We start from the raw sequence: 19,589 nt of genomic DNA on the forward strand, positions 1-19,589 counted from the left end.
CGAAGCTGCCCAAATCGGCAGTCCTTGCCGATTTGTCACCGATGTTTTCCTTGTGACCCACATGGAAGTGGCAAATGCGTTGGTCCGCCGGGAGCGGGCCTAGCCTTGGCCATCGCTCGTCGACTTTTCAGACAAAGCTTAGCCTTTCCCCGGTGCCCACCATCGCTGGGAGCTTTGAAGTGAGCTCTCAACATCAAAACCTGACCCGGTGCGAATCCACTGCAGCCGCTCGCCGCGACGCGACGTCATGTTGTCTGCTCCATGAGCTCGATTTTTCTGCCGTCGGGATCCTGGACGATGTGGACCACCCCCTCGGCGATGGTATGCCGCTTCAGCGTCTCGAGGTGCGGCACGATCTGCTCGAGGTTCGGTACGCGAAAGCCGAGTCGCGCATTGTCCACCGACTCACCTTCGCGCAACGGATATAGCTCGAACACCATGCCCGCATCCTGCGAGGCGTAGTGGATCGGGCCGTCGCCATGCTGCTCCTTCACGAAGCGAAAGCCCAGGAGCTCGTAGAATCGCTTGCTGGCCTCCAGCTCCTTGCAGCGCAGGACGAGCAGGGTGATCTGCAGGGCAGGCATGTCCCTGTCTTGTGATGACTCAGTCATACACCTCGATAAACCACTTGGGTTTCATTCGCCCGAAGTCCCGCCGGACGTGGGATCTCAGATTCTTCCTGGAATCCAGCACCAAGGCGCATCCCCCTTGCCTGACGAACACGACCCAGTGCCAGAACGCCCGGCCGCCTTGCCGATGCCACTTGATGGAAAGCAAGGCCTTGTCAGGCAGGGCGTCCCAGGACGTGAATGGCGTCTCCGCTGGCGATGTGGCCATGTGGAAGGCCGAGAGCAGGGTTCGCACATGCCGGGTATCGGACCACAACGTCTTGTCCTCGGCATGAATCCCCAAGCCGTTGGCCACTCGCTTGGCGTCTGGGTAGGACACGCCGGCGAGGGCAGCACTCGCGGCAATGCCGCAACCCGACAGTTCTTCCTGGATGACCGGTTCCATGTCAATTCCAATGCATAGCGACTGACGAATGATGACATGGCCTGACCGACGATCCATAGGGAAACTCGACGGCGACCGATTGCGGCTCGTGGGGCGGCTAGGTAGAGTCTCGCCATCTCGAAGGGCGAACCGGTCAGGGCGAGGCATAGGGCATGGCGACACTGATGATCCAGGGCACCACCTCGGATGCCGGCAAGAGCACGCTGGTGGCGGGGCTGTGCCGGCTGTTGGCCCGGCGCGGCGTGTCGGTGGCGCCCTTCAAGCCCCAGAACATGGCGCTCAACAGCGCCGTGACGCCGGAGGGTGGCGAGATCGGCCGCTCCACGGCCTTGCAGGCGCTGGCGGCAGGCGTGGCGCCTCACTGCGATATGAACCCGGTGCTGCTCAAGCCCGAGACCGACCGCGGCGCCCAAGTGATCCTCGACGGCCGGGTCTATGGCCACATGGACGCCCTCGATTATCACGCCTTCAAGCGCCAGGCGAGGGAGACCGTGCTTTCGGCCTGGGATCGGCTGTCGTCACGCCACGATCTCATCATCGCCGAAGGCGCCGGCAGCCCCGCCGAGATCAACCTGCGCCACAACGACATCGCCAATATGGGCTTCGCCGAGGCGGTGGACTGCCCGGTGTGGCTGGTCGCCGACATCGACCGCGGCGGGGTCTTCGCGCAGCTGGTGGGCACCCTCGCGCTGCTCAGCGACAGCGAGCGCGCGCGCACCACCGGACTCGTGATCAACCGCTTCCGTGGCGATCTTGCGCTGCTCGAACCGGGCCTCGACTGGCTTACCGGCCACACCGGCAAGCCGGTGCTGGGTGTGCTGCCCCATCTGAACGGGCTGCTGCTGGACGCCGAGGACGGCCTGGGACTCACCCAGAGCGCCGCCGAGGCGCCGGGACTCCGCGTGGTGGTGCCGGCGCTGCCGCGGATCAGCAACCACACCGACCTGGACGCGCTGCGCCTGCATCCGCGGGTCGCGCTGACCCTGGTGGGGCCGGGCCGTGCCATCCCGCCCGCCGACGTCATCCTGCTGCCCGGCAGCAAGAGCACGGCCAGCGACCTGGCCTGGCTGCGTCGCGAGGGCTGGGAAGCGGCGATTCGGCGCCACCTGCGCTACGGCGGCCGAGTGCTCGGGATCTGCGGCGGCTTCCAGATGCTCGGCGAGGCGATCGACGACCCGGAGGGCCTCGAGGGCGAGCCGGGCAGCGTGCCGGGGCTGGGGCTGCTGGCGATGCGTACCCGCATGGTGGCCGGCAAGCAGCTGCGCAACGTGCGCGGTCGGCTTGCCGGCGAAGACGTGGCGGTGAGCGGCTACGAGATCCACACCGGCGTCAGCGACGGTCCGGCGCTGGCTCGGCCGCTGCTCGACCTCGGCGGCCGGCCGGACGGCGCGGTCAGCGAGGATGGCCAGGTGATCGGTACCTACCTGCACGGACTGTTCGACGAGGCACCGGCCGCCGCGGCGCTGCTGGCGCGCCTGGGGCTGGAAGGCGAGGGTGCCGCCGTGGACCTGGCCGCCCATCGCGAGCGTCAGCTCGACCGGCTGGCGGATGCCCTGGAGGCGAGCCTGGACCCGGCCGCCGTCCGGCCACTGCTGGGGGGCTGACACCGACGTCCGGGCGGTCCTGGGCGAAGGGATCGGGCACAGGGCATGGCGCCGGGGTATCGCTGCCAGGGGTAACGAGGTGCCGGGTGGCGGCCCTTCCGGGGGCGTTGAAGGAGCGACGGGATTGTGGCTACCCCTGCCCCTCATGCATGATCGACCCCGTGGTCCGGTGGCTGCGTAGCGGCCGACGGGGCCGATCATGTCCTCCTGAACCCGGAAGGTGCGGTGGCGCCATGTCGGGCGTCACGAGGCAGCCAATGGCGTGACCTCGATCCTCCCCCTGACCCGTGGTGGCCCCAAGCGGGGCGCCTCCCGAGGGCGCCACGCGCTGGAGATGGGCAGGGTCGTTGGGTAACATCACCCGCTCGGTGATGCACCGGCCGTTCTCGCAGCGCTTCAGTTCCTCCGCGCTTTCGTCTTCCAAAGGCAACAGGGTCCCATGGCTAAGCAATCAAAGGTCGCCGAAAGCAGCTGGGAAAATCTGCTGAGGATCTTCACCGTCCCTGAAGCACCGGGGTCGACGCTGAACCGTCTGGACAGGGATATTTCGGCGAATCTCACCGGCTTCCTTCAGGAGCACATCGTCGCGGAAGATCACGATCTGGTCAGGATCGAGCGGGACTTCAACGATACCAGGATCCCTGATGCGCCCGCTTTCGTCTCGGATCAGACCCAGTTCCTGCTCGACAAGGTGGTCGCGCAATCGGTGCATACCGCGTCGCCCAGCTTCGTCGGCCACATGACGTCGGCGCTGCCCTACTTCATGATCCCGCTGTCGAAGATCATGATCGCGCTGAACCAGAACCTGGTGAAGACCGAAACGTCCAAGGCCTTCACGCCGCTGGAGCGTCAGGTGCTGGGCATGCTGCATCGCCTGATCTATGGCCAGCCCGGTGATTTCTACGACAGTTGGTTGCACCACAGCGAGAGCCGTCTCGGCGCCTTCTGCTCCGGCGGCACCGTCGCCAATATCACCGCGCTCTGGGCCGCCCGCAACCGGGCCTTCGGTCCCGACGGCGAGTTTCCGGGCATCGGCCACAGCGGCATCTTCGGCGCCATGCGTCACTATGACTGTGACGGCGCCGCGGTGTTGGTCTCACAACGCGGCCACTACTCGCTATCCAAGGCGGCCGATGTGCTGGGTATCGGACGCGATCAGATGGTCGCCGTCGAGACGGACGGCTACAACCGCATCCGGCCCGATGCCCTGGTCGCCACGTTGAAGCGGCTCGAGCGGCAGAGGATTCGCCCCTTCGCGCTGGTCGGCATCGCCGGCACGACCGAGACCGGCAACATCGACCCGCTGGACAGCCTGGCCGACATCGCCGCGGAGCGGGGGATTCATTTCCACGTGGATGCCGCCTGGGGCGGTCCGACGCTGTTCTCCGAGCGCTACCGCCCGCGTCTCGCCGGCATCGAGCGGGCCGACTCCGTCACCATCGACGCGCACAAGCAGCTCTATGTGCCGATGGGAGCGGGAATGGTGCTGTTCCGCGAGCCGTCAGCGCTCGGCAGCATCGAGCATCATGCCCAGTACATCATTCGCCAGGGATCCAAGGATCTGGGCAGCACCACCCTGGAAGGCTCCCGTCCCGGCATGGCGATGCTGGTGCAGTCGGCGCTGAAGATCATCGGTCGTCAGGGGTATGCGATGCTGATCGACAATGGCATCCAGCTGGCGCGACGCTTCGCCGATCGGGTCATGGCGCTCGATGACTTCGAGCTGATCAGCGAGCCGGAGCTCAATATCCTCACCTATCGCTGGGCGCCCGCCGAGGTTCAGGCGCTGCTGGGCGAGGCCGACAGCGCGCTGCGCCAGCGGATCAACGAGTTCCTGAACCGCATGACGCAATCCATCCAGAAGGTCCAGCGCGAGCGGGGCAAGGCCTTCGTGTCGCGAACCCGACTGACGCCTGAGCACTACGAAGGTCAGGCCATCACGGTCTTCCGGGTCGTGCTGGCCAATCCCCTGACCACCGACCAGGTGCTGCGGGAGCTCGTCGAGGAGCAGCGGCAGATCGCCGGGGAGATGCTGGACAGCGCCGGCTTCGCCGACTTGAGGCACCTGCTGGACACCAGGAGCGGCTGGGGGCGGTCGGGCGAGGGGCGCTAGCACGGCACCAAGCGCCCCGGCCCGCATGCCACGCGGCCGTACACCCCTCCGTCACCGCCGTGGCCCACGCCGCCCTCCAAGGGCGCCGACTCGACCGCCCGGCCGACGGCCTGGCGGCGAGCCTGGACGTGCCCGCCGTCGAGGCGCGGGTCAGCCGCCCAGGCCGGCCACGTTGAAGACGCCGGGGTCGTCGCTGATCACCGCGTCCACCCCCCAGTCCCAGCGCGGCGCGAAGCGCGCCGGGTCGTTGGCGGTGTAGCAGACCAGGGCGAGGCCGGCCGCCTTGATGGCCCGGGCGCGGCCCTCGCTCAGCCGCTTCCACTTGGCGTGCACGCTGAACGCCTCGAGGGCCCGGCAGCGGCGTTGCCAGTCCCGGGGCACCCGGTCGAACAGCAGGCCCAGGGCCAGCGCCTCGGCCGGGGCGAGGCGTCGGCTGTGGGCCAGGGCCGTGGCGTCGAAGGACGACAGCAGCCGCCGCTCCGCGGGCAGGGCCTCCAGGACCCGCGGTACCACCGCCTCGGCCAGGGCCTCGGGGGCATGGCCGCGGTTGACCTTGAGCTCGAGGTTGGCGCCCATGCCGAGTGCGGCCAGCAGCACCAGCATCTCCTCCAGGGTGGCCATGGGCTCGCCGGCGAAGGCCGGGTCGAACCAGCCGCCGGCATCGAGGTGCTGGAGCTGGGCGAGGGTCAGGTCGGCCAGCCGGCCGCGGCCGTCGCTGCAGCGCTTGAGGTCCCGGTCGTGCCAGATCACCGGGGTATCGTCGCCGAGCAGTTGCACGTCCAGTTCCACCCAGTCGATGCCGGCGTCATGGGCCGCGCGCACCGCGGCCAGGGTGTTCTCCGGGGCCCGCGCGGAAAGCCCGCGATGGGCGATCAGGCGGGGCAGGGCGAGGTCGGGATGGGGCATGGGCGTCCTTGTCGTCATGGCCGGGGCAGGCTGGGTGCCATCGCCATAGCCTAGCAGTCTGTCGGGCTTGACCGGTCGTCGCGAGAAATGCGGTTCTCGAGTCAAGTTTATCGATCTGATGAGGCGAATAGCCCGCAATTTAAACGAATCGGATCGAATGAAATTGGCCGAAGACCGGGTTCCGCAGTAGAGCAGTGTCAGGTCCGACAGGCTGCTGGCGCCCTGGCGGCGTGTCGAACACTGGCCAGCCCCGGGAGTCCTTCGAGCGGATGTGCTAGGCTGCGCGATTTCGTTCCCGGCGCCGCGGCCGGGAGTCAGGCGCGAGAGAGGAGCCGTCGATGCGAGTCGTGAATATCAACAACGAGGCACAGCGCGAGGCCTGCCTGGCGCGGCTGTGCGCCGAGGTCTATGGGCACCAGGCCGGCATCGCACCGCTGGCGACCTTCGCCGGGGTGCTGGGGGTACTGGTCAAGCAGGAGGCGGCCAGGGTGGTGGCGCTGGTCGATGGTCAGTCCCGGCCGGTGGCCCTGGCACTGCTGGTGCTGGACGAGGCGGGTGTCGGCATGACCGTCATGCAACTGGCGGAGCTTGCCAGCGACAGCGTGGAGGCCCCGGCCCAGCGCCTGGTCGGCGAGCTCGCCCTGCGCGCCCCGCTGCGGGTCGATGCGCTTAACGAGACCCAGGAGGCGCGTTTCCGCCAGGCGGGCATCACGCGCTGGCTGCAGGGCAAGCAGGGCGTGCGCATCGGCCTCTCGGCCAAGCACCCGGCCAGCGGGCTCGACGACCTGCCGCGAACCCTGACGGTGGACGAGGGCTCCATCGTGCAGTCCTTCAAGCGGGACCGGGCCCAGTTCGACGACTACAAGCAGCGCTTCGTGCGCGGTCTGGAGCGCTTCCCCGCCTCCCTGTGAGGCGGGACCTGGGCGGGGGCCGTCAGTCAGTCCTCGCGGACGCTGAAGGTGCCGTTCATGGCGGCATAGTGCCCGGGGAAGGAGCAGAAGAAGGTCAGCTCGCGGCCGGCCAGCCCCTCGGTGGAGAAGGTGATGCTGGTGCTCTCGCCGCCACCGATCACCTCCGTGCCGGCCAGCACGCGGGGGTCGTCCGCCGGCAGATAGTCGTTCTCCAGGCCCTCGTTCATGCCGGCCTTGGCCACGGCCTCGTAGTCCTCGGTCGCCGCGAGTACCCAGTTGTGGCCCATCGCGTCCGCCGCCATCCGGCCGCTGTGCTCCAGGGTCAGGGTGACCTCCCCGCAACGGGCCGGGACGCTGAGGGCGTCGGTGTCGAACTGCATCTGGTCGTTGCTCTCGATCGTCAGCCGGCAGGCATCGTCCTCGGCCATGGCCGGGGTGGTGGCGAGGGTGGCGGCCAGGGCGGCGGTGATCGGCATCCAGGGCATCTTCATGAGGACTCTCCAAGTTGTCGTCATTTTAAATGTGTTTCTGTATACACTTTTCGATTCTTTGGTAAACAACTGGCCCTGTCAAGGTACCGCCTTGCGCCTCTCCCTGCCCGACACTTGACCCCGGCGAGCCGGGGCGCTTGACTGGTCGTCTCTTCCGCCAGCGGCATGAGGACGTCCAGCATGGCCAAGCGTATCCAGTTCGCCCGTACCGGCGGGCCCGAGGTCCTCGAGCTCATCGAGGTCGCGCCCGCCGAGCCCGGGCCCGGCGAGGTGACGGTGAAGAACCAGGCGGTGGGCCTGAACTTCATCGACATCTACTTCCGCACCGGCCTCTACCCGGCGCCCGAGCTGCCCTCCGGGCTCGGTACCGAGGGAGCGGGGACCGTCGAGGCCGTGGGCGAGGGCGTCGAGCACCTGGCGGTGGGCGACCGCGTCGCCTACGCCCAGGGCCCCCTGGGGGCCTACGCCGAGCGGCACACCCTGCCGGCGGAGAAGGTGGTGGCCCTGCCCGACGCCATCGACTGCGAGACCGCCGCGGCCTGCTTGCTCAAGGGCCTGACGGTCCACTATTTGTTGCGCCAGACCTATCCCCTGCAGGGCGGCGAGACCATCCTCTGGCACGCCGCCGCCGGGGGCGTCGGCTCCATCGCCTGCCAGTGGGCCAGGGCGCTGGGCGTCAAGCTGATCGGGACCGTGAGCTCGCCAGAGAAGGCGGCCCTGGCCGAGAAGAACGGCGCCTGGGCGACCATCGACTACACCCGGGAGGACGTGGTCGAGCGGGTCCGCGAGCTGACCGGCGGCGAGATGTGTGACGTGGTCTACGACTCGGTGGGCAAGGACACCTGGGAGCTGTCGCTGGACTGCCTGAAGAAGCGCGGCCTGATGGTCAGTTTCGGCAATGCCTCGGGACCGGTGGAGGGAGTCAACATCGGCATCCTCAACCAGAAGGGCTCGCTGTACGTCACCCGCCCGAGTCTGAACGGCTATGCCGACACCCGCGAGCAGCTGGAGTGGATGGCCGGCGAACTCTTCGACATGCTCGAGAGCGGCCAGGTCACCATCGATATCGCCCAGCGCTACTCGCTCGCCGAGGCCGGCGAGGCCCAGGACGCCCTGCAGGGCCGCCGGACCACGGGGTCGACCATCCTCTTGCCCTGACCCGGCTGCGCCGGGTCGGGAGCTGGAAGATCGTCCGCTTCGCGGACCTAAGCGTGAAGCTGGAAGACAGCGCTTGAGCCCAGAGTGGCGAATTCAGGCTGCCTTCCAGCTTCCAGCTTCCAGCTTCCAGCTTCCAGCTTCCAGCTTCCAGCTTCCAGCTTCCAGCTAGTCGTACTCCACATAGGCGCCCATATCGCGCATCCGCGACTCGAAGCGGGCCACGTTGTCGACCAGGTCGTCCGGGCCGAAGGCCACGCATTCCGCGAGGATGGCCTCGATCAGGGTGATCGCCGAGAGGATCGAGGGGAAGAAGTGCGGCGTGGCGTTGGCCACGGTGAAGGTGATGTCCGCGCCGGGCACCAGGGGCGAGCGCATGGTGTCGGTGATGACGATGGGCGAGACCCCGGCGGCCCGGGTGATCTCGAGGGCCCGCATGGTCTCGGCGCAGTAGGGCTCGAAGCCGAACAGCACCACCGCGTCGCCCGCGCCGAAGGGCGCCAGCTCGGTGAGCAGGCCGCCCTCCAGGCCGCGCACCAGGTGGACATTGGGCATGGCGATGCGGCCCACGTAGGCGAAGTGGTAGGCGCAGGCGAAGGTGTCGCGAAAGCCCACCACCGCGACCTTCTCGGCGGCCAGGATGCGCCGGGCCGCGTCGCGCACCCGAGCCTGGTTGTCGGCGGTGAACAACCGGCCGATGTTGTCGAAGGCGGCATCGCCGACATCCAGGAACACCTGGTCGTCGGTCTGGCTGGCCAGGGTGCGCAATTGGCTGGCCCGTCCGGAGAGTTCCACCGGGCCGGCCTGGACGGCGGCCTGGAACACCTCGCGGAACTGCTCGTAGCTCTCGAAGCCCAGGCGCTTGGCCAGCCGCATCAGTGTCGAGGGCGTCACCTCGGCGGCGGCGGCGGTCTTGCGGATCGACTGCAGGGCGATCTCCACCGCGTGTTCCAGCACATAGCCGGCGGCCACCTTGAGCTGGGGGCTCAGCTCCGGATAGATCGCCGCCAGTTGCTGGTTCACGGCATCCAGGCCCTCGGGCGCCGGCCGTGCGCCCACCGGGTTCAGGGTGTCCTGCTCCACCACGCTGTACTCCTTATCGGTTCCCCGCGAACGACGGGCGCATTGTACCCCAGCCTCGGCCGTCGGGGGTGAAACGAATGTGTCCCGCTTTCAGAAAAGCGACACGAACGTGTTGACCGCCGGTGCGGCCGTCCCCTAGCATGGCGCCCATAACACAGACGTGTCATGCATCTCCTTGTTCGACACGTTTGTTGCTAAAGCGTCGTCCACCCTTCCACCAGGAACCCTCGACCCCATGAGCCATGCCGCCGAGCCCCCCCGCTTCGAGACCCTGATCACCGAACGCCACGGCCAGGTGTTGGAGATTCGCTTCAACCGTCCCCACCGGCTCAATGCCGTGGTCGAGGCGCTCTACACCGAGCTGCTCCAGGCCCTGGCCGAGGCCGAGGCCGACGAGGACGTCAGGGCCGTCATTCTCACCGGCGAGGGGCGGGCCTTCTGCGTCGGGGCCGACATGAAGGAGCATGGCGGTGCCAAGCGCTCCCTCTACCAGCGCCGCCAGTACCTGCAACTGGGCAATGACGTCTGCGAGGCGATCCTGCGTCACCCGCGGCCGGTGATCGCCGCGGTGAACGGCTATGCCCTGGGGGCGGGGGCCGAGATGGCGGTGGCCTGCGACTTCATGCTGATGGCCGAGGAGGCGCAGATCGGCTTCCCCGAGACCAGCATCGGGACCTGCGTGGGCGGTGGCGTCTCCAAGCTCCTGCCCCAGCTGGTGGGGCTCGGGATGGCCCGCCAGCTGCTCTACCTCGGCCAGCGCATCGACGGCGAGGAGGCCGCCCGCATCGGCCTGGCCACCGCCAGCTGGACCCAGGATGCGCTGCTCGGGGAGGCCCGTCGCCTGGCCGCGACCCTGGCCGGGCAGGCCCCGGTCTCGCTGGCCATGCTCAAGCGGCTGGTCAACCAGGGGGCCAACACCGACCTCGAGGGCCAGTTGCAGCAGGAGCTCGATGCCGTCTTCACCTGCTCCACCACCGCCGACTGGCAGGAGGGCGTGGATGCCTTCGCCGAGAAGCGCGCACCGCAGTTCCAGGGCCACTGAGCCCCGTACCGGGCGTTCTCCCCGTCAACGACCACCCAGAGGTCAAGGTCCGCTCCATGAATCCCATCGAAGGACACCTTCCCACCCGCAGCCCGCTGCATGACATCCTGGCGCCCACCGGCATCGCCGTGATCGGCGCCTCCTCGGAGCCCACCAAGCGCGGCTACAAGGCGATGGTGGGCCTGATCAAGGACGGCTACCGCGGCGAGATCTATCCCGTGAATCCCAAGGCCGACATGATCCTCGGGGTCAAGGCCTGGCCCTCGGTGACCTCGATTCCCGGCAATCCGCAGCTGGCGCTGATCTGCACGCCGGCGGCCACGGTGCCGGGGCTGGTCGCCGAGTGCGGCCGTCGCGGGATCAGGGGCGCGGTGATCCTGGCCAGCGGCTTCGCCGAGGTCGGCGGCGAGGGGGCCGATCTCGAGCGTGAGATGATGGCCAAGGCCGAGGCCCACGGGGTACGGATCATCGGCCCCAATACCTCGGGCGTGTTCAACCTGCACCACCGGCTCAACCTGCTGGCCCTGGACGACGTCAGGCCCGGGGGCGTCGGCATCATCTCCCAGTCGGGCAACATGCTGCTCTCCCTGGCCCTGGAGGCCCAGCACAACGGCCACGTGGGCTTCTCCACCTATGTCGGGCCCGGCAACCAGAGCGACATCGGCTTCAACGACTACCTGCGCTACCTGGGCGAGGACGAGCACACCCGGGTCGCCACCCTCTACGTGGAAGGCTTCCGCGACGGGCGCAAGTTCCTCGAGGTGGCCCGGGAGGTCACCGCCATGAAGCCGGTGGTGGTCTACAAGTCCGGCTCCACCGAGCTTGGCCAGAAGGCGGCCAGCTCCCACACCGGGGCCCTGGCCGGCAGCTATGCGATGACCGTCGACCTGCTGCGCCAGTCCGGCGTCAGCGTGGTGCAGTACTCCGACGAGATCCTGCCGGTGGCCGAGGGCCTGGGCCTGCTGCAGAAGGCGCGTGGCAAGCGGGTGGCGGTGATCTCCGACGGGGGGGGCCAGGCGACCATCGCCTCCGACCGCCTGGCCGAGGCCGGCCTGGCACTCGCCGAGCTCTCCGAGGCCACCCGGGCGCGGCTGCGCGAGGTGCTCTTTCCCCAGGCCTCCACCGTCAACCCGGTGGACGTCGCCGGCTCCACCGATGCCCACCCCTCGCTGCTCGCCACCTGCATGGAGATCGTCGCCGCCGACGACAACGTCGACAGCGTCTTCCTGGTGGGGATGTTCGGGGGCTACAGCATCCGCTTCGCCGAATCGCTGCTGGGCGACGAGATGCGCGGCGCCGAGGCGATGGTGGACCTGGCCAACGCCACCGAGAAACCGCTGGTGGTCTACAGCCTCTATACGCCGATCAAGCCGCCGGCGCTGCGGCGGCTGCACGAGGCGGGCCTGCCGGTCTATGCCTCCATCGAGCACTCGGTGCGGGTGCTCGCGGCGCTGGGCGACCGCGGCCAGCACCTTGCCCAGTACCACAGCCACGCCCGGGCGGCGGCGGTCGAGCCCCTGCCGGCACTCGACGCCATGTTCCGCCAGGCCAGGGCCGAGGGGCGCGACCTGTTCGAGTACGAGGCCAAGCGGCTGTTGCGCGACCACGGGGTGGCGGTGCCCCCGGAACTGGTGGTGCGCAGCGAGGCCGAGCTCGCCGCGGCGGCGGAACACTTCGGCGACGCGCCGCTGGCCATGAAGGTCGTCTCCCGGGATATCCTGCACAAGTCCGACGCCGGGGGCGTCAGGCTCGACCTGGTGGGCGAAGCGGCGCTGCACCGGGGCCGCGAGGCGATCCTGGCCGCCTGCCGGGCCTACGACCCCGCCGCCGAGATCGAGGGCGTGCTGGTCACGCCCATGGCCGGGAAGGGGGTGGAGGTGATCATCGGCGTGATCCGCGACCCGATCTTCGGCCCGGTACTGATGTTCGGCCTGGGCGGCGTCTTCGTCGAGATCCTCGAGGACGTGGTCTTTCGCGCCATCCCGCTGTCCCGCCACGACGCCCGCAGCATGGTCGACCAGCTCAAGGCCCGGAAGGTCCTCGAGGGCGCGCGCGGCGAGTCGGCCATCGACAAGGAGGCGCTGGTCGACCTGCTGCTTCGGGTCTCGCGCATCGTCGCGGCCTATCCCGACCTCAAGGAGCTCGACCTCAACCCGGTGATCGTCAATGCCGACGGCTATGCGGTGGTCGATGCCCGTGTCATCGTCGACCGCGATAGCGATCCCTCCGACAAGGAAGCCCACCGATGAGCCTGACCCAACCGCAACTCACCGATGCCCGTCTCACCCTGGCCGGACGGGTGGCGACCCTGACCCTGGACCGCCATGACGTCCGCAACGCCCTGACCGGGACCGCCCTGGTCGACGACATCGTCGCCGTGGCCGACTGGGTGAATGCCTGCGATGCGGTCTCGGTGCTGGTGATCACCGGCGCGGGATCGGCGTTCTCCGCCGGCGGCAACGTCAAGGACATGGCCCAGCGCGGCGGTGACTTCGCCGGCGACGTCGCCGAGGTGGCCGAGCGCTACCGCCGTGGCATCCAGCGCATCCCGCTGGCCCTGCAGGGCGTGGAGGTGCCGATCATCGCCGCGGTCAACGGGCCGGCCATCGGCGCCGGCTTCGACCTGGCCAACATGGCGGACCTGCGGATCGCCTCGCGCAAGGCCAAGTTCGGCGAGACCTTCCTCAATCTGGGGATCATCCCCGGGGACGGCGGCGCCTGGTTCCTGCAGCGCCTGATCGGCTACCAGCGCGCCTTCGAGCTGACGCTCTCCGGGCGGGTGATCGACGCCGAGCAGGCCCGCGAGTACGGCATCGTGCTCGAGGTGACCGAGCCCGAGGCCCTGATGGCGCGGGTCGGCGAGCTGGCCGGGCAGATCGCCGCCCAGCCGCCCAGGGCGACCCGCCTGACCAAGCGGCTGATGAAGATGGGCGGCCGCATGGCGCTGCCCGACTTCCTCGACCTCTGTGCGACCTTCCAGGGCATGTGCCACAGCGAGCCCGAGCACCTGGACGCCGTCAACGCCATGCTGGAGACGATGGCCAGGAAGTGAGCCCCACCGGGTAGGGACATCCCGCGACACCCGGCCAGGCGCCGGGTGTCGCCGTTGCGGCAGGCAGGAAAAGACTGGATTTTCCGGCCGGCGGCTGGTGTGCTGGAGGCCTCGTGCCGGTACAGGGAGTACGCCACATGGCCGACAGCACCCAGGTGTTCCTGCTCCTCGCAGCGACGCTCGCGGCCTTCGTCTGGGGGCGCTTCCGCTACGACCTGGTGGCGCTGGCCGCGCTGCTGGCGGCGGTGCTGCTGGGTCTGGTGCCCACCGGCGAGGCCTTCCACGGCTTCGGCCATCCCGCCGTGATCACCGTCGCCGCGGTGCTGGTGCTCAGCCGCGGCTTCGAGCGCTCGGGGCTCGTCGACCTGATCGCCGAGCAGGCCCTCAAGGTCGGCGACCGGCTGATCCTGCAGATGCTGGTGCTCACCGGTACCGTGCTGGTGCTCTCCGGGGTGATGAACAACGTCGGCGCCCTGGCGCTGATGTTGCCGGTGGCGATCCGCATGGCCCGGGAACACGACAGCCCGCCGTCGCTGCTGCTGATGCCGCTGGCCTTCGGGTCGTTGCTAGGCGGGCTGACGACGCTGATCGGCACCCCGCCCAATATCATCATCTCCAGCTATCGCGGCAGCGTCGGCGGCGAGCCCTTCGGCATGTTCGCCTTCTTTCCCGTCGGCGCCAGCGTGGCCCTGGCCGGCCTGGTGTTCATCGTGCTGGTGGGCTGGCGCCTGGTGCCCCAGCGGGCCGGCAAGGCCTCCCTGGATGCGATGTTCGACACCGCTCACTACCTGGTGGAGCTGCGTGTCCCCGAGGACGGCAAGGCGGTGGGCTGGTCGCTGCGCGACCTGCACCAGGCCCTGGAGGAGACCATCCCGGTGCTGGCGGTGGTGCGCGGCGACAAGCGCCACGCCGGCCATGCCTTCCACGGCACGCTGCGCGAGGACGATATCCTGCTGGTGGAGGCCGGGCCCGAGGAGATGAAGCTGATCGAGGACAAGGCGGGGCTGGTGGTCGGTCCCGAGCCGCCGTCGGACGACGAGGCGGACCCGAGCGAGGAAACGGCCTCGCCAGGCGAGGCCGAGGCGGGGCAGGGCGCCAGCGAGGGCGCGGAGCGCCCCGCCACCGTGGATACCGAGGGCCTGCAGCTGGTGGAGGCGGTGGTGCGCACCGATTCCATGATGATCCATCGCACCGTCACCCAGCTGCGCCTGCACAACCAGTTCGGCCTGCACCTGGTGGCGGTGGCCCGGGACGGCGGTCGACTCAACCAGCGCCTGCGCGATATCCGTTTCCGGGCCGGCGATGTGCTGCTGCTGCAGGGCGGCGAGGGCGAGATCGGCGAGAGCCTCACCACCCTGGGCTGCCTGCCGCTGGCCAGCCGCAACCTGACCCTGGGCCAGCCCCGCATGCTGGTGGTCTCGGTGGCCATCTTCGCCGTGGCGGTCATCGCCATGGTGCTGGACCTGCTGCCCTCGGCGGTGGCGCTCACCGGCGCCGCCCTGGTGTCGATGATGGTCGGCGTGCTGTCGCTGCGCGAGGCCTACCAGGCCATCGACGGCCCGGTGATCGTGCTGCTGGGGGCCATGATCCCGGTGGGCCAGGCGCTGGAGACCAGCGGCGGGGCCACCCTGATCGCCGAGGCGCTGCTGGCGCTGGGCAGCGAGTGGCCGATGGTGGCCTCCCTGGTGGGGCTGTTCGTGATCTGCACGCTGCTCTCCAACGTGGTCAACAACGCCGCGGCGGCGCTGCTGATGGCGCCCATCGCGGCGAGCCTCGCCCAGGGCTTCGAGGCCTCCCTGGATCCCTTCCTGATGGTGGTGGCGATCAGCGCCTCCTGTGCCTTCCTCACCCCCATCGGTCACCAGTCCAACACCCTGGTGATGGGGCCGGGGGGCTATCGCTTCGGCGACTACTGGAAGCTGGGGCTGCCGCTGTCACTGGTGGTGATGGCGGTGGCGATCCCGTTGATCCTGATCGTCTGGCCGCTGTAGGCGCCGGACCCGCCAGGGAGGCGTGCAGGCCAATGGCGCCCGGACGTCCCTTGCCCCGCCGCGTGGCGGGGCAAGGGGCAGCATCGGCCACCCACGCGACTAGATCAGCCGCTTGAGTCGGGTGATCAGCTCGCGACACTGGGTGGCCAGCTCTTCCTTGATCGGGCCCAGCAGGTCGCTGTCCGGGAAGAGTTCCTCGAGCTGGTCGATGGCCTCGTGCTGCTGCTTTTCACGCAGCTGGCGCGCGGTCTGCTGCAGCTCGTCGAGCAGGGTCCGGGTCTCGTCGATCCTGCGTTCGAGCGCTTCGAGTTTCTGTTGATCCGTCATGTCAGCGATTCCTTCAGTGAGTGAACACGATCAGGCCGCCGGGGACGACGAAGAACACGGCGAGGATATAGCTCAGGCCGTAGACCTTGCGCTCCGCCGACAACGTCGCCAGTCCTTCGCAGAGCACCAGCGGAATCCGCCGCAGGAAGGGCACGCCATAGATCAGCACCACGCCGAGCACGTTGTAGACCAGGTGCACGAAGGCGATCTGCAACGCGACATAGCCGGCTTCACCGCTGACGGCGGTGGCGGCCAGCAGGGCGGTGATGCAGGTGCCGATGTTGGCACCCAGGGTGAAGGGGTAGATGTCCTTGACCCGGAACACGCCGGAGCCGGCCAGCGGCACCATCAGGCTGGTGGTGGTGGAGGAGGACTGCACCAGCACGGTGATCAGGGTGCCGGAGAAGATGCCGCTGAGCGGGCCGCGGCCGATGGTGCCGTGGAGGATCTCGCGGGCCTTGCCGACCATCAGCGTCTTCATCAGGCGGCCGATGTAGGTCACGGCGAGGAAGATCAGGCCGATGCCGGCAAGGATCAGCAGGGCGCCGGATGTCCACTCGGGCAAGCCGAGCCCGCTCTGGATGGCCGCGAAGGTATCGGCGAAGGCGTTGGCGACCGGCTTGGTGAGCGGCTTGACGAAGTTGAGCCCGCCCATGCTCATCGAGTCGGCGTCGACGAACAGGCCGGCCATCCAGCCACCGATCTTCTCGAGGAAGCCGAACATGATCTCCAGCGGCAGGAAGATCACCACGCTGAGCAGGTTGAAGAAGTCATGCACCGTGGCGGCGGAGAAGGCGCGGCGGAATTCTTCCTTGTCCTTGACGTGGCCGAGGCTGACCAGGGTGTTGGTGATGCTGGTGCCGATGTTGGCGCCCATCACCATGGGCACGGCGATCGCCACCGGCATGCCGCCGGCGACCAGGCCGACGATGATCGAGGTCACGGTGCTCGACGACTGGATCAGGGCGGTGGCCAGGGTGCCGATGACCAGGCCGGCGAAGGGGTTGGAGGCGAAGTCGAAGAGGGTCCTGGCCTGGTCGCCGGCGGCGGCCTTGAACCCCGAGCCGATCATGGTCACGGCCACCAGCAGCAGGTAGACGAGGCCGGCGATCGCCAGCCACTTGAGCCAGTCGGGACGCGTACCGGGGGTGGACGCGGAGGGTGGAGCGGAGGGTGTCATGGGCATGTCCTGGCGGGGAGTGTGCGCGCAGGATAGGGGGGCCATGTGAACCTTGTGTGGCGCTGCCGTGTCGCTTTCGGTCCCGGAACGACGATGCCCCGGCGGGTGGCCGGGGCATCGTCGCGATCGCTGCGGCTCCAGGGCGGGGTCAGGCGGGGTGGTGGCGCAGCACCTTGGACTTGTCGGTGACGAAGGCGTCGTACTCGAAGTCGTCCACGGTCAGCATGTCCAGCACCTCGGCCTCGCGCTGGCGCATGAAGGCGGCGTCGTCCGCCTCGATCACGCCCGCCTCCAGCGCCGCCTCCACGCGCTGCTCGGGATGCAGGGCCTGCGGCGGCAGCGTGCCCTGGGCGTAGGCCTTGTCGACGCGACGGTAGAGGGCCTCGGCGCGCTCCTGGGTGGCCAGCAGGGCGTTGTAGCGGGCCAGCGGATTGTCCTGGGGCCCGTCGTCGACGTCCCAGGTGTTGGCCAGCAGCTTGTGGCGCAGGGCGGTGTCCCGGGAGATGGCCTGGGCGATGCGGCGGGTCAGGTCATCGTGGGGGCGCGACCAGCGGCGGCCCCGCGGCATCACCAGCAGGCGCAGTCCCCGGCCCAGGGCGCGGTTCGGCAGGTTGTCGAAGAGCTCGTCGAAGGCCTGCTCGGTGCGCTGCAGCAGGAAGCGGGCGGCATAGTCCAGCACGGCGTCCTCGTCCTCCACCTGGTCGCCCTCCTGCCACTGCTTGAGCAGCATGCTGGCCAGGTACAGGTTGGAGAGCACGTCGCCGAGGCGCGCCGAGAGCATCTCGCGCAGCTTGAGCTGCGAGCCCAGGCTCGCCATGGCGGCGTCGGCGGCGAGGCCGAAGCCGGCGGAAAGCCGGGCGATCTCGCGGGCATAGGGGGCGGCCACCGAGTCGAAGGGCACCGCGGCCGGGCCGAGCCCCAGGCCACGGGTCAGGGCGCGGGCGGCATTGCCGAAGATCAGCCCGGCATGAGCGAAGAAGGCGCGGTCGAAGGCCGCCGGGTCATCGGCGTCCTTGGCGGCCAGCTCCTCGAGCACGTAGGGATGGCAGCGGATGGCTCCCTGACCGAAGATCATCAGGTTGCGGGTCATGATGTTGGCGCCCTCGACGGTGATGGCCACCGGGTTGGCGCTGTAGCCGATGCCGAGGTAGTTGCGCGGCCCCAGGGTGACCGCCTTGCCGCCGTGGATGTCCATGGCGTCGGCCAGGATCACCCGCTGGAACTCGGTGAGCTGGCTCTTGAGGATCGCCGAGGGCACCGCCGGCTTTTCGCCATGGTCGATGGTGTTGGCGGTCTGGTAGACGGCGGCCTGGGCGATATAGGTCAGCGCGGTCATCCGGGCCAGCGGTTCCTGGACGCCCTCCATCTCGGCCACCGGCACGTTGAACTGGCGGCGGATCCGGGCGAAGCCGCCGGTCCAGCCCAGGGCGTAGCGGGCGGTGCCGGTGGCGCCGGAGGGCAGGGTGATGCAGCGGCCGATGGACAGGCACTCCACCAGCATCCGCCAGCCCTGGCCGATCATCTCCTCGCCGCCGATGATGGTGGACAGCGGCACGAAGACGTCCCGACCCTTGATCGGGCCATTGAGGAAGGGGCTGCCGATGGGATGGTGACGACGGCCGATCTCCATGCCCGCGGTGTCCCGGGGGATCAGCGCCAGGGTGATGCCGCGGTCGGCCTCGTCGCCGAGCAGCCGATCCGGGTCGAACAGCCGGAAGGCCAGGCCCACCACGGTGGCGATGGGCGCCAGGGTGATCCAGCGCTTCTCGAAGTTCAGCCTGAGCCCGAGGACCTCCTCGCCGTCGATGAGCTGCTTGCACACCACGCCGGTGTCCGGCAGGGCGGTGGCGTCTGACCCCGCCCGGGGCCCGGTCAGGCCGAAGCAGGGGATCTCGCGGCCATCGGCCAGGCGCGGCAGGTAGTGGTCCTTCTGCGCCTGGGTGCCGTACTTGAGCAGCAGCTCCCCCGGTCCCAGGGAATTGGGCACGCCCACGGTGACCATCAGCATCTCGCTGATCGACAGCTTCTGCAGCACCGTGGACTGGGCCTTGGCCGAGAAGCCCAGGCCGCCGTATTCCCTGGGGATGATCATGCCGAAGAAGCGTTCCCGCTTGAGGTAGTCCCACAGCTCCTGGGGCAGGTCGGCGCGCTCCCGGGCGATGTCCCAGGCGTTGCACATGCCGGCGGCCACGCCGCACTGGTGGTCGACGAAGGCGCGCTCCTCGTCGGTGAGGCCGTCGTCGCCGAACGCCAGCAGGCGATCCCAGTCGGGCCGGCCGCTGAACAGCTCGCGGTCCCAGGCCACGCTGCCGGCCTCCAGCGCGGTGCGCTCGGTGTCCGAGACCCTCGGCGCGACGCGCTTGAACAGCGCGAACAGCCGGGGGCTCAGCCAGCGTCGACGCAGGGCGGGCAGGCCACAGGCGGCGATGGCCGCCGCGGCGATCAGCAGCAGCGTGCCGAAAAGCGCCGCGCCGGCGACCAGGCCGACGAGGCCGAGCCCCGCGGTCACGGCCAGCGCGGGCAGGGCGCCCGCCTCCCGGCGCATCACGATGAGCAGGCCGGTGACGGCCAGCACGAGCAGGATCAGGGTCAGCATGGAGGGCTCCGTGGTATTCGAACACTTGTTTGAATCCCTTCAGCCTAGCGCAAGACACGCCGCCTGACCACCATCGAATCCTGCGCGACCACCAACGAAAACGCCCCGCGCGAGGCGGGGCGTA

Annotated in this window: 16 protein-coding genes; 8 read left to right on the top strand and 8 right to left on the bottom strand. The window is 69.0% G+C overall.

Annotated elements, in window-relative coordinates:
• Positions 1 to 245: 245 nt before the first annotated feature.
• Positions 246 to 584, bottom strand: a complete 339-nt coding sequence (locus QWY76_RS05840) for a VOC family protein (RefSeq protein ID WP_290310173.1) — start codon at positions 582 to 584, stop codon at positions 246 to 248.
• Positions 585 to 603: 19 nt separating this feature from the next.
• On the bottom strand, positions 604 to 1,014 hold the full coding sequence (locus tag QWY76_RS05845; RefSeq protein WP_290310174.1) for a hypothetical protein: 411 nt from the start codon (positions 1,012 to 1,014) through the stop codon (positions 604 to 606).
• A 152-nt stretch (positions 1,015 to 1,166) separates the two neighbouring features.
• Here QWY76_RS05845 and QWY76_RS05850 point away from each other — a divergent pair, with 152 nt between their 5' ends.
• Positions 1,167 to 2,618 carry a cobyric acid synthase gene (locus QWY76_RS05850; RefSeq protein ID WP_290310175.1) on the top strand — a complete coding sequence of 484 codons (1,452 nt, stop codon included), beginning with the start codon at positions 1,167 to 1,169 and terminating at the stop codon, positions 2,616 to 2,618.
• A 439-nt stretch (positions 2,619 to 3,057) separates the two neighbouring features.
• Entirely contained in the window at positions 3,058 to 4,731 is a 1,674-nt protein-coding gene (panP, locus tag QWY76_RS05855; RefSeq protein ID WP_290310176.1) for a pyridoxal-dependent aspartate 1-decarboxylase PanP, read from the top strand.
• Positions 4,732 to 4,881: 150 nt separating this feature from the next.
• Here panP and QWY76_RS05860 read toward each other — a convergent pair whose 3' ends face one another.
• On the bottom strand, positions 4,882 to 5,637 hold the full coding sequence (locus tag QWY76_RS05860) for a glycerophosphoryl diester phosphodiesterase (RefSeq protein ID WP_290310177.1): 756 nt from the start codon (positions 5,635 to 5,637) through the stop codon (positions 4,882 to 4,884).
• A gap of 338 nt (positions 5,638 to 5,975) precedes the next feature.
• On the opposite strand from QWY76_RS05860, the gene QWY76_RS05865 reads away from it, so the two are divergent.
• Positions 5,976 to 6,548 carry a hypothetical protein gene (locus QWY76_RS05865; RefSeq protein ID WP_290310178.1) on the top strand — a complete coding sequence of 191 codons (573 nt, stop codon included), beginning with the start codon at positions 5,976 to 5,978 and terminating at the stop codon, positions 6,546 to 6,548.
• Between the two features lie 26 nt (positions 6,549 to 6,574).
• On the opposite strand, the gene azu is transcribed toward QWY76_RS05865, so the two are convergent.
• Complete coding sequence (azu, locus tag QWY76_RS05870) at positions 6,575 to 7,039, bottom strand: azurin (RefSeq protein WP_290310179.1); 465 nt, start codon at positions 7,037 to 7,039, stop codon at positions 6,575 to 6,577.
• Positions 7,040 to 7,219: 180 nt separating this feature from the next.
• On the opposite strand from azu, the gene QWY76_RS05875 reads away from it, so the two are divergent.
• Positions 7,220 to 8,197, top strand: coding sequence for an NADPH:quinone reductase (locus tag QWY76_RS05875; RefSeq protein WP_290310180.1), 978 nt, complete (start codon positions 7,220 to 7,222; stop codon positions 8,195 to 8,197).
• Between the two features lie 165 nt (positions 8,198 to 8,362).
• Here the strand turns inward: QWY76_RS05875 and QWY76_RS05880 are convergent, their stop codons facing one another.
• Positions 8,363 to 9,280: a MurR/RpiR family transcriptional regulator gene (locus tag QWY76_RS05880; protein WP_290310181.1), complete on the bottom strand. Its 918-nt coding sequence runs from the start codon at positions 9,278 to 9,280 to the stop codon at positions 8,363 to 8,365.
• 232 nt (positions 9,281 to 9,512) lie between these two features.
• Here QWY76_RS05880 and QWY76_RS05885 point away from each other — a divergent pair, with 232 nt between their 5' ends.
• The 4 genes from QWY76_RS05885 to QWY76_RS05900 all read left to right on the top strand — a co-directional run bounded on the left by QWY76_RS05885 (position 9,513) and on the right by QWY76_RS05900 (position 15,362).
• Positions 9,513 to 10,319, top strand: a complete 807-nt coding sequence (locus QWY76_RS05885; RefSeq protein WP_290310182.1) for an enoyl-CoA hydratase/isomerase family protein — start codon at positions 9,513 to 9,515, stop codon at positions 10,317 to 10,319.
• 56 nt (positions 10,320 to 10,375) lie between these two features.
• Positions 10,376 to 12,568, top strand: a complete 2,193-nt coding sequence (locus QWY76_RS05890) for an acetate--CoA ligase family protein (RefSeq protein ID WP_290310183.1) — start codon at positions 10,376 to 10,378, stop codon at positions 12,566 to 12,568.
• A complete protein-coding gene (locus QWY76_RS05895; RefSeq protein ID WP_290310184.1) occupies positions 12,565 to 13,371 on the top strand; it encodes an enoyl-CoA hydratase-related protein in 807 nt (268 codons plus the stop codon). The genes QWY76_RS05890 and QWY76_RS05895 overlap by 4 nt, the downstream gene beginning before the upstream one ends.
• 137 nt (positions 13,372 to 13,508) lie before the next feature.
• On the top strand, positions 13,509 to 15,362 hold the full coding sequence (locus tag QWY76_RS05900) for an SLC13 family permease (protein WP_290310185.1): 1,854 nt from the start codon (positions 13,509 to 13,511) through the stop codon (positions 15,360 to 15,362).
• Between the two features lie 99 nt (positions 15,363 to 15,461).
• On the opposite strand, the gene QWY76_RS05905 is transcribed toward QWY76_RS05900, so the two are convergent.
• The 3 genes from QWY76_RS05905 to QWY76_RS05915 all read right to left on the bottom strand — a co-directional run bounded on the left by QWY76_RS05905 (position 15,462) and on the right by QWY76_RS05915 (position 19,465).
• Positions 15,462 to 15,689: a hypothetical protein gene (locus QWY76_RS05905; RefSeq protein WP_290310186.1), complete on the bottom strand. Its 228-nt coding sequence runs from the start codon at positions 15,687 to 15,689 to the stop codon at positions 15,462 to 15,464.
• 13 nt (positions 15,690 to 15,702) lie between these two features.
• On the bottom strand, positions 15,703 to 16,869 hold the full coding sequence (locus tag QWY76_RS05910; protein WP_290310187.1) for a Na/Pi symporter: 1,167 nt from the start codon (positions 16,867 to 16,869) through the stop codon (positions 15,703 to 15,705).
• A gap of 148 nt (positions 16,870 to 17,017) precedes the next feature.
• Positions 17,018 to 19,465, bottom strand: coding sequence for an acyl-CoA dehydrogenase (locus tag QWY76_RS05915; protein WP_290310188.1), 2,448 nt, complete (start codon positions 19,463 to 19,465; stop codon positions 17,018 to 17,020).
• Between the last annotated feature and the right edge of the window lie 124 nt (positions 19,466 to 19,589).

The sequence above is a fragment of the Halomonas maura genome (genome assembly GCF_030409305.1).
Classification (GTDB): Bacteria; Pseudomonadota; Gammaproteobacteria; order Pseudomonadales; family Halomonadaceae; genus Halomonas; species Halomonas maura.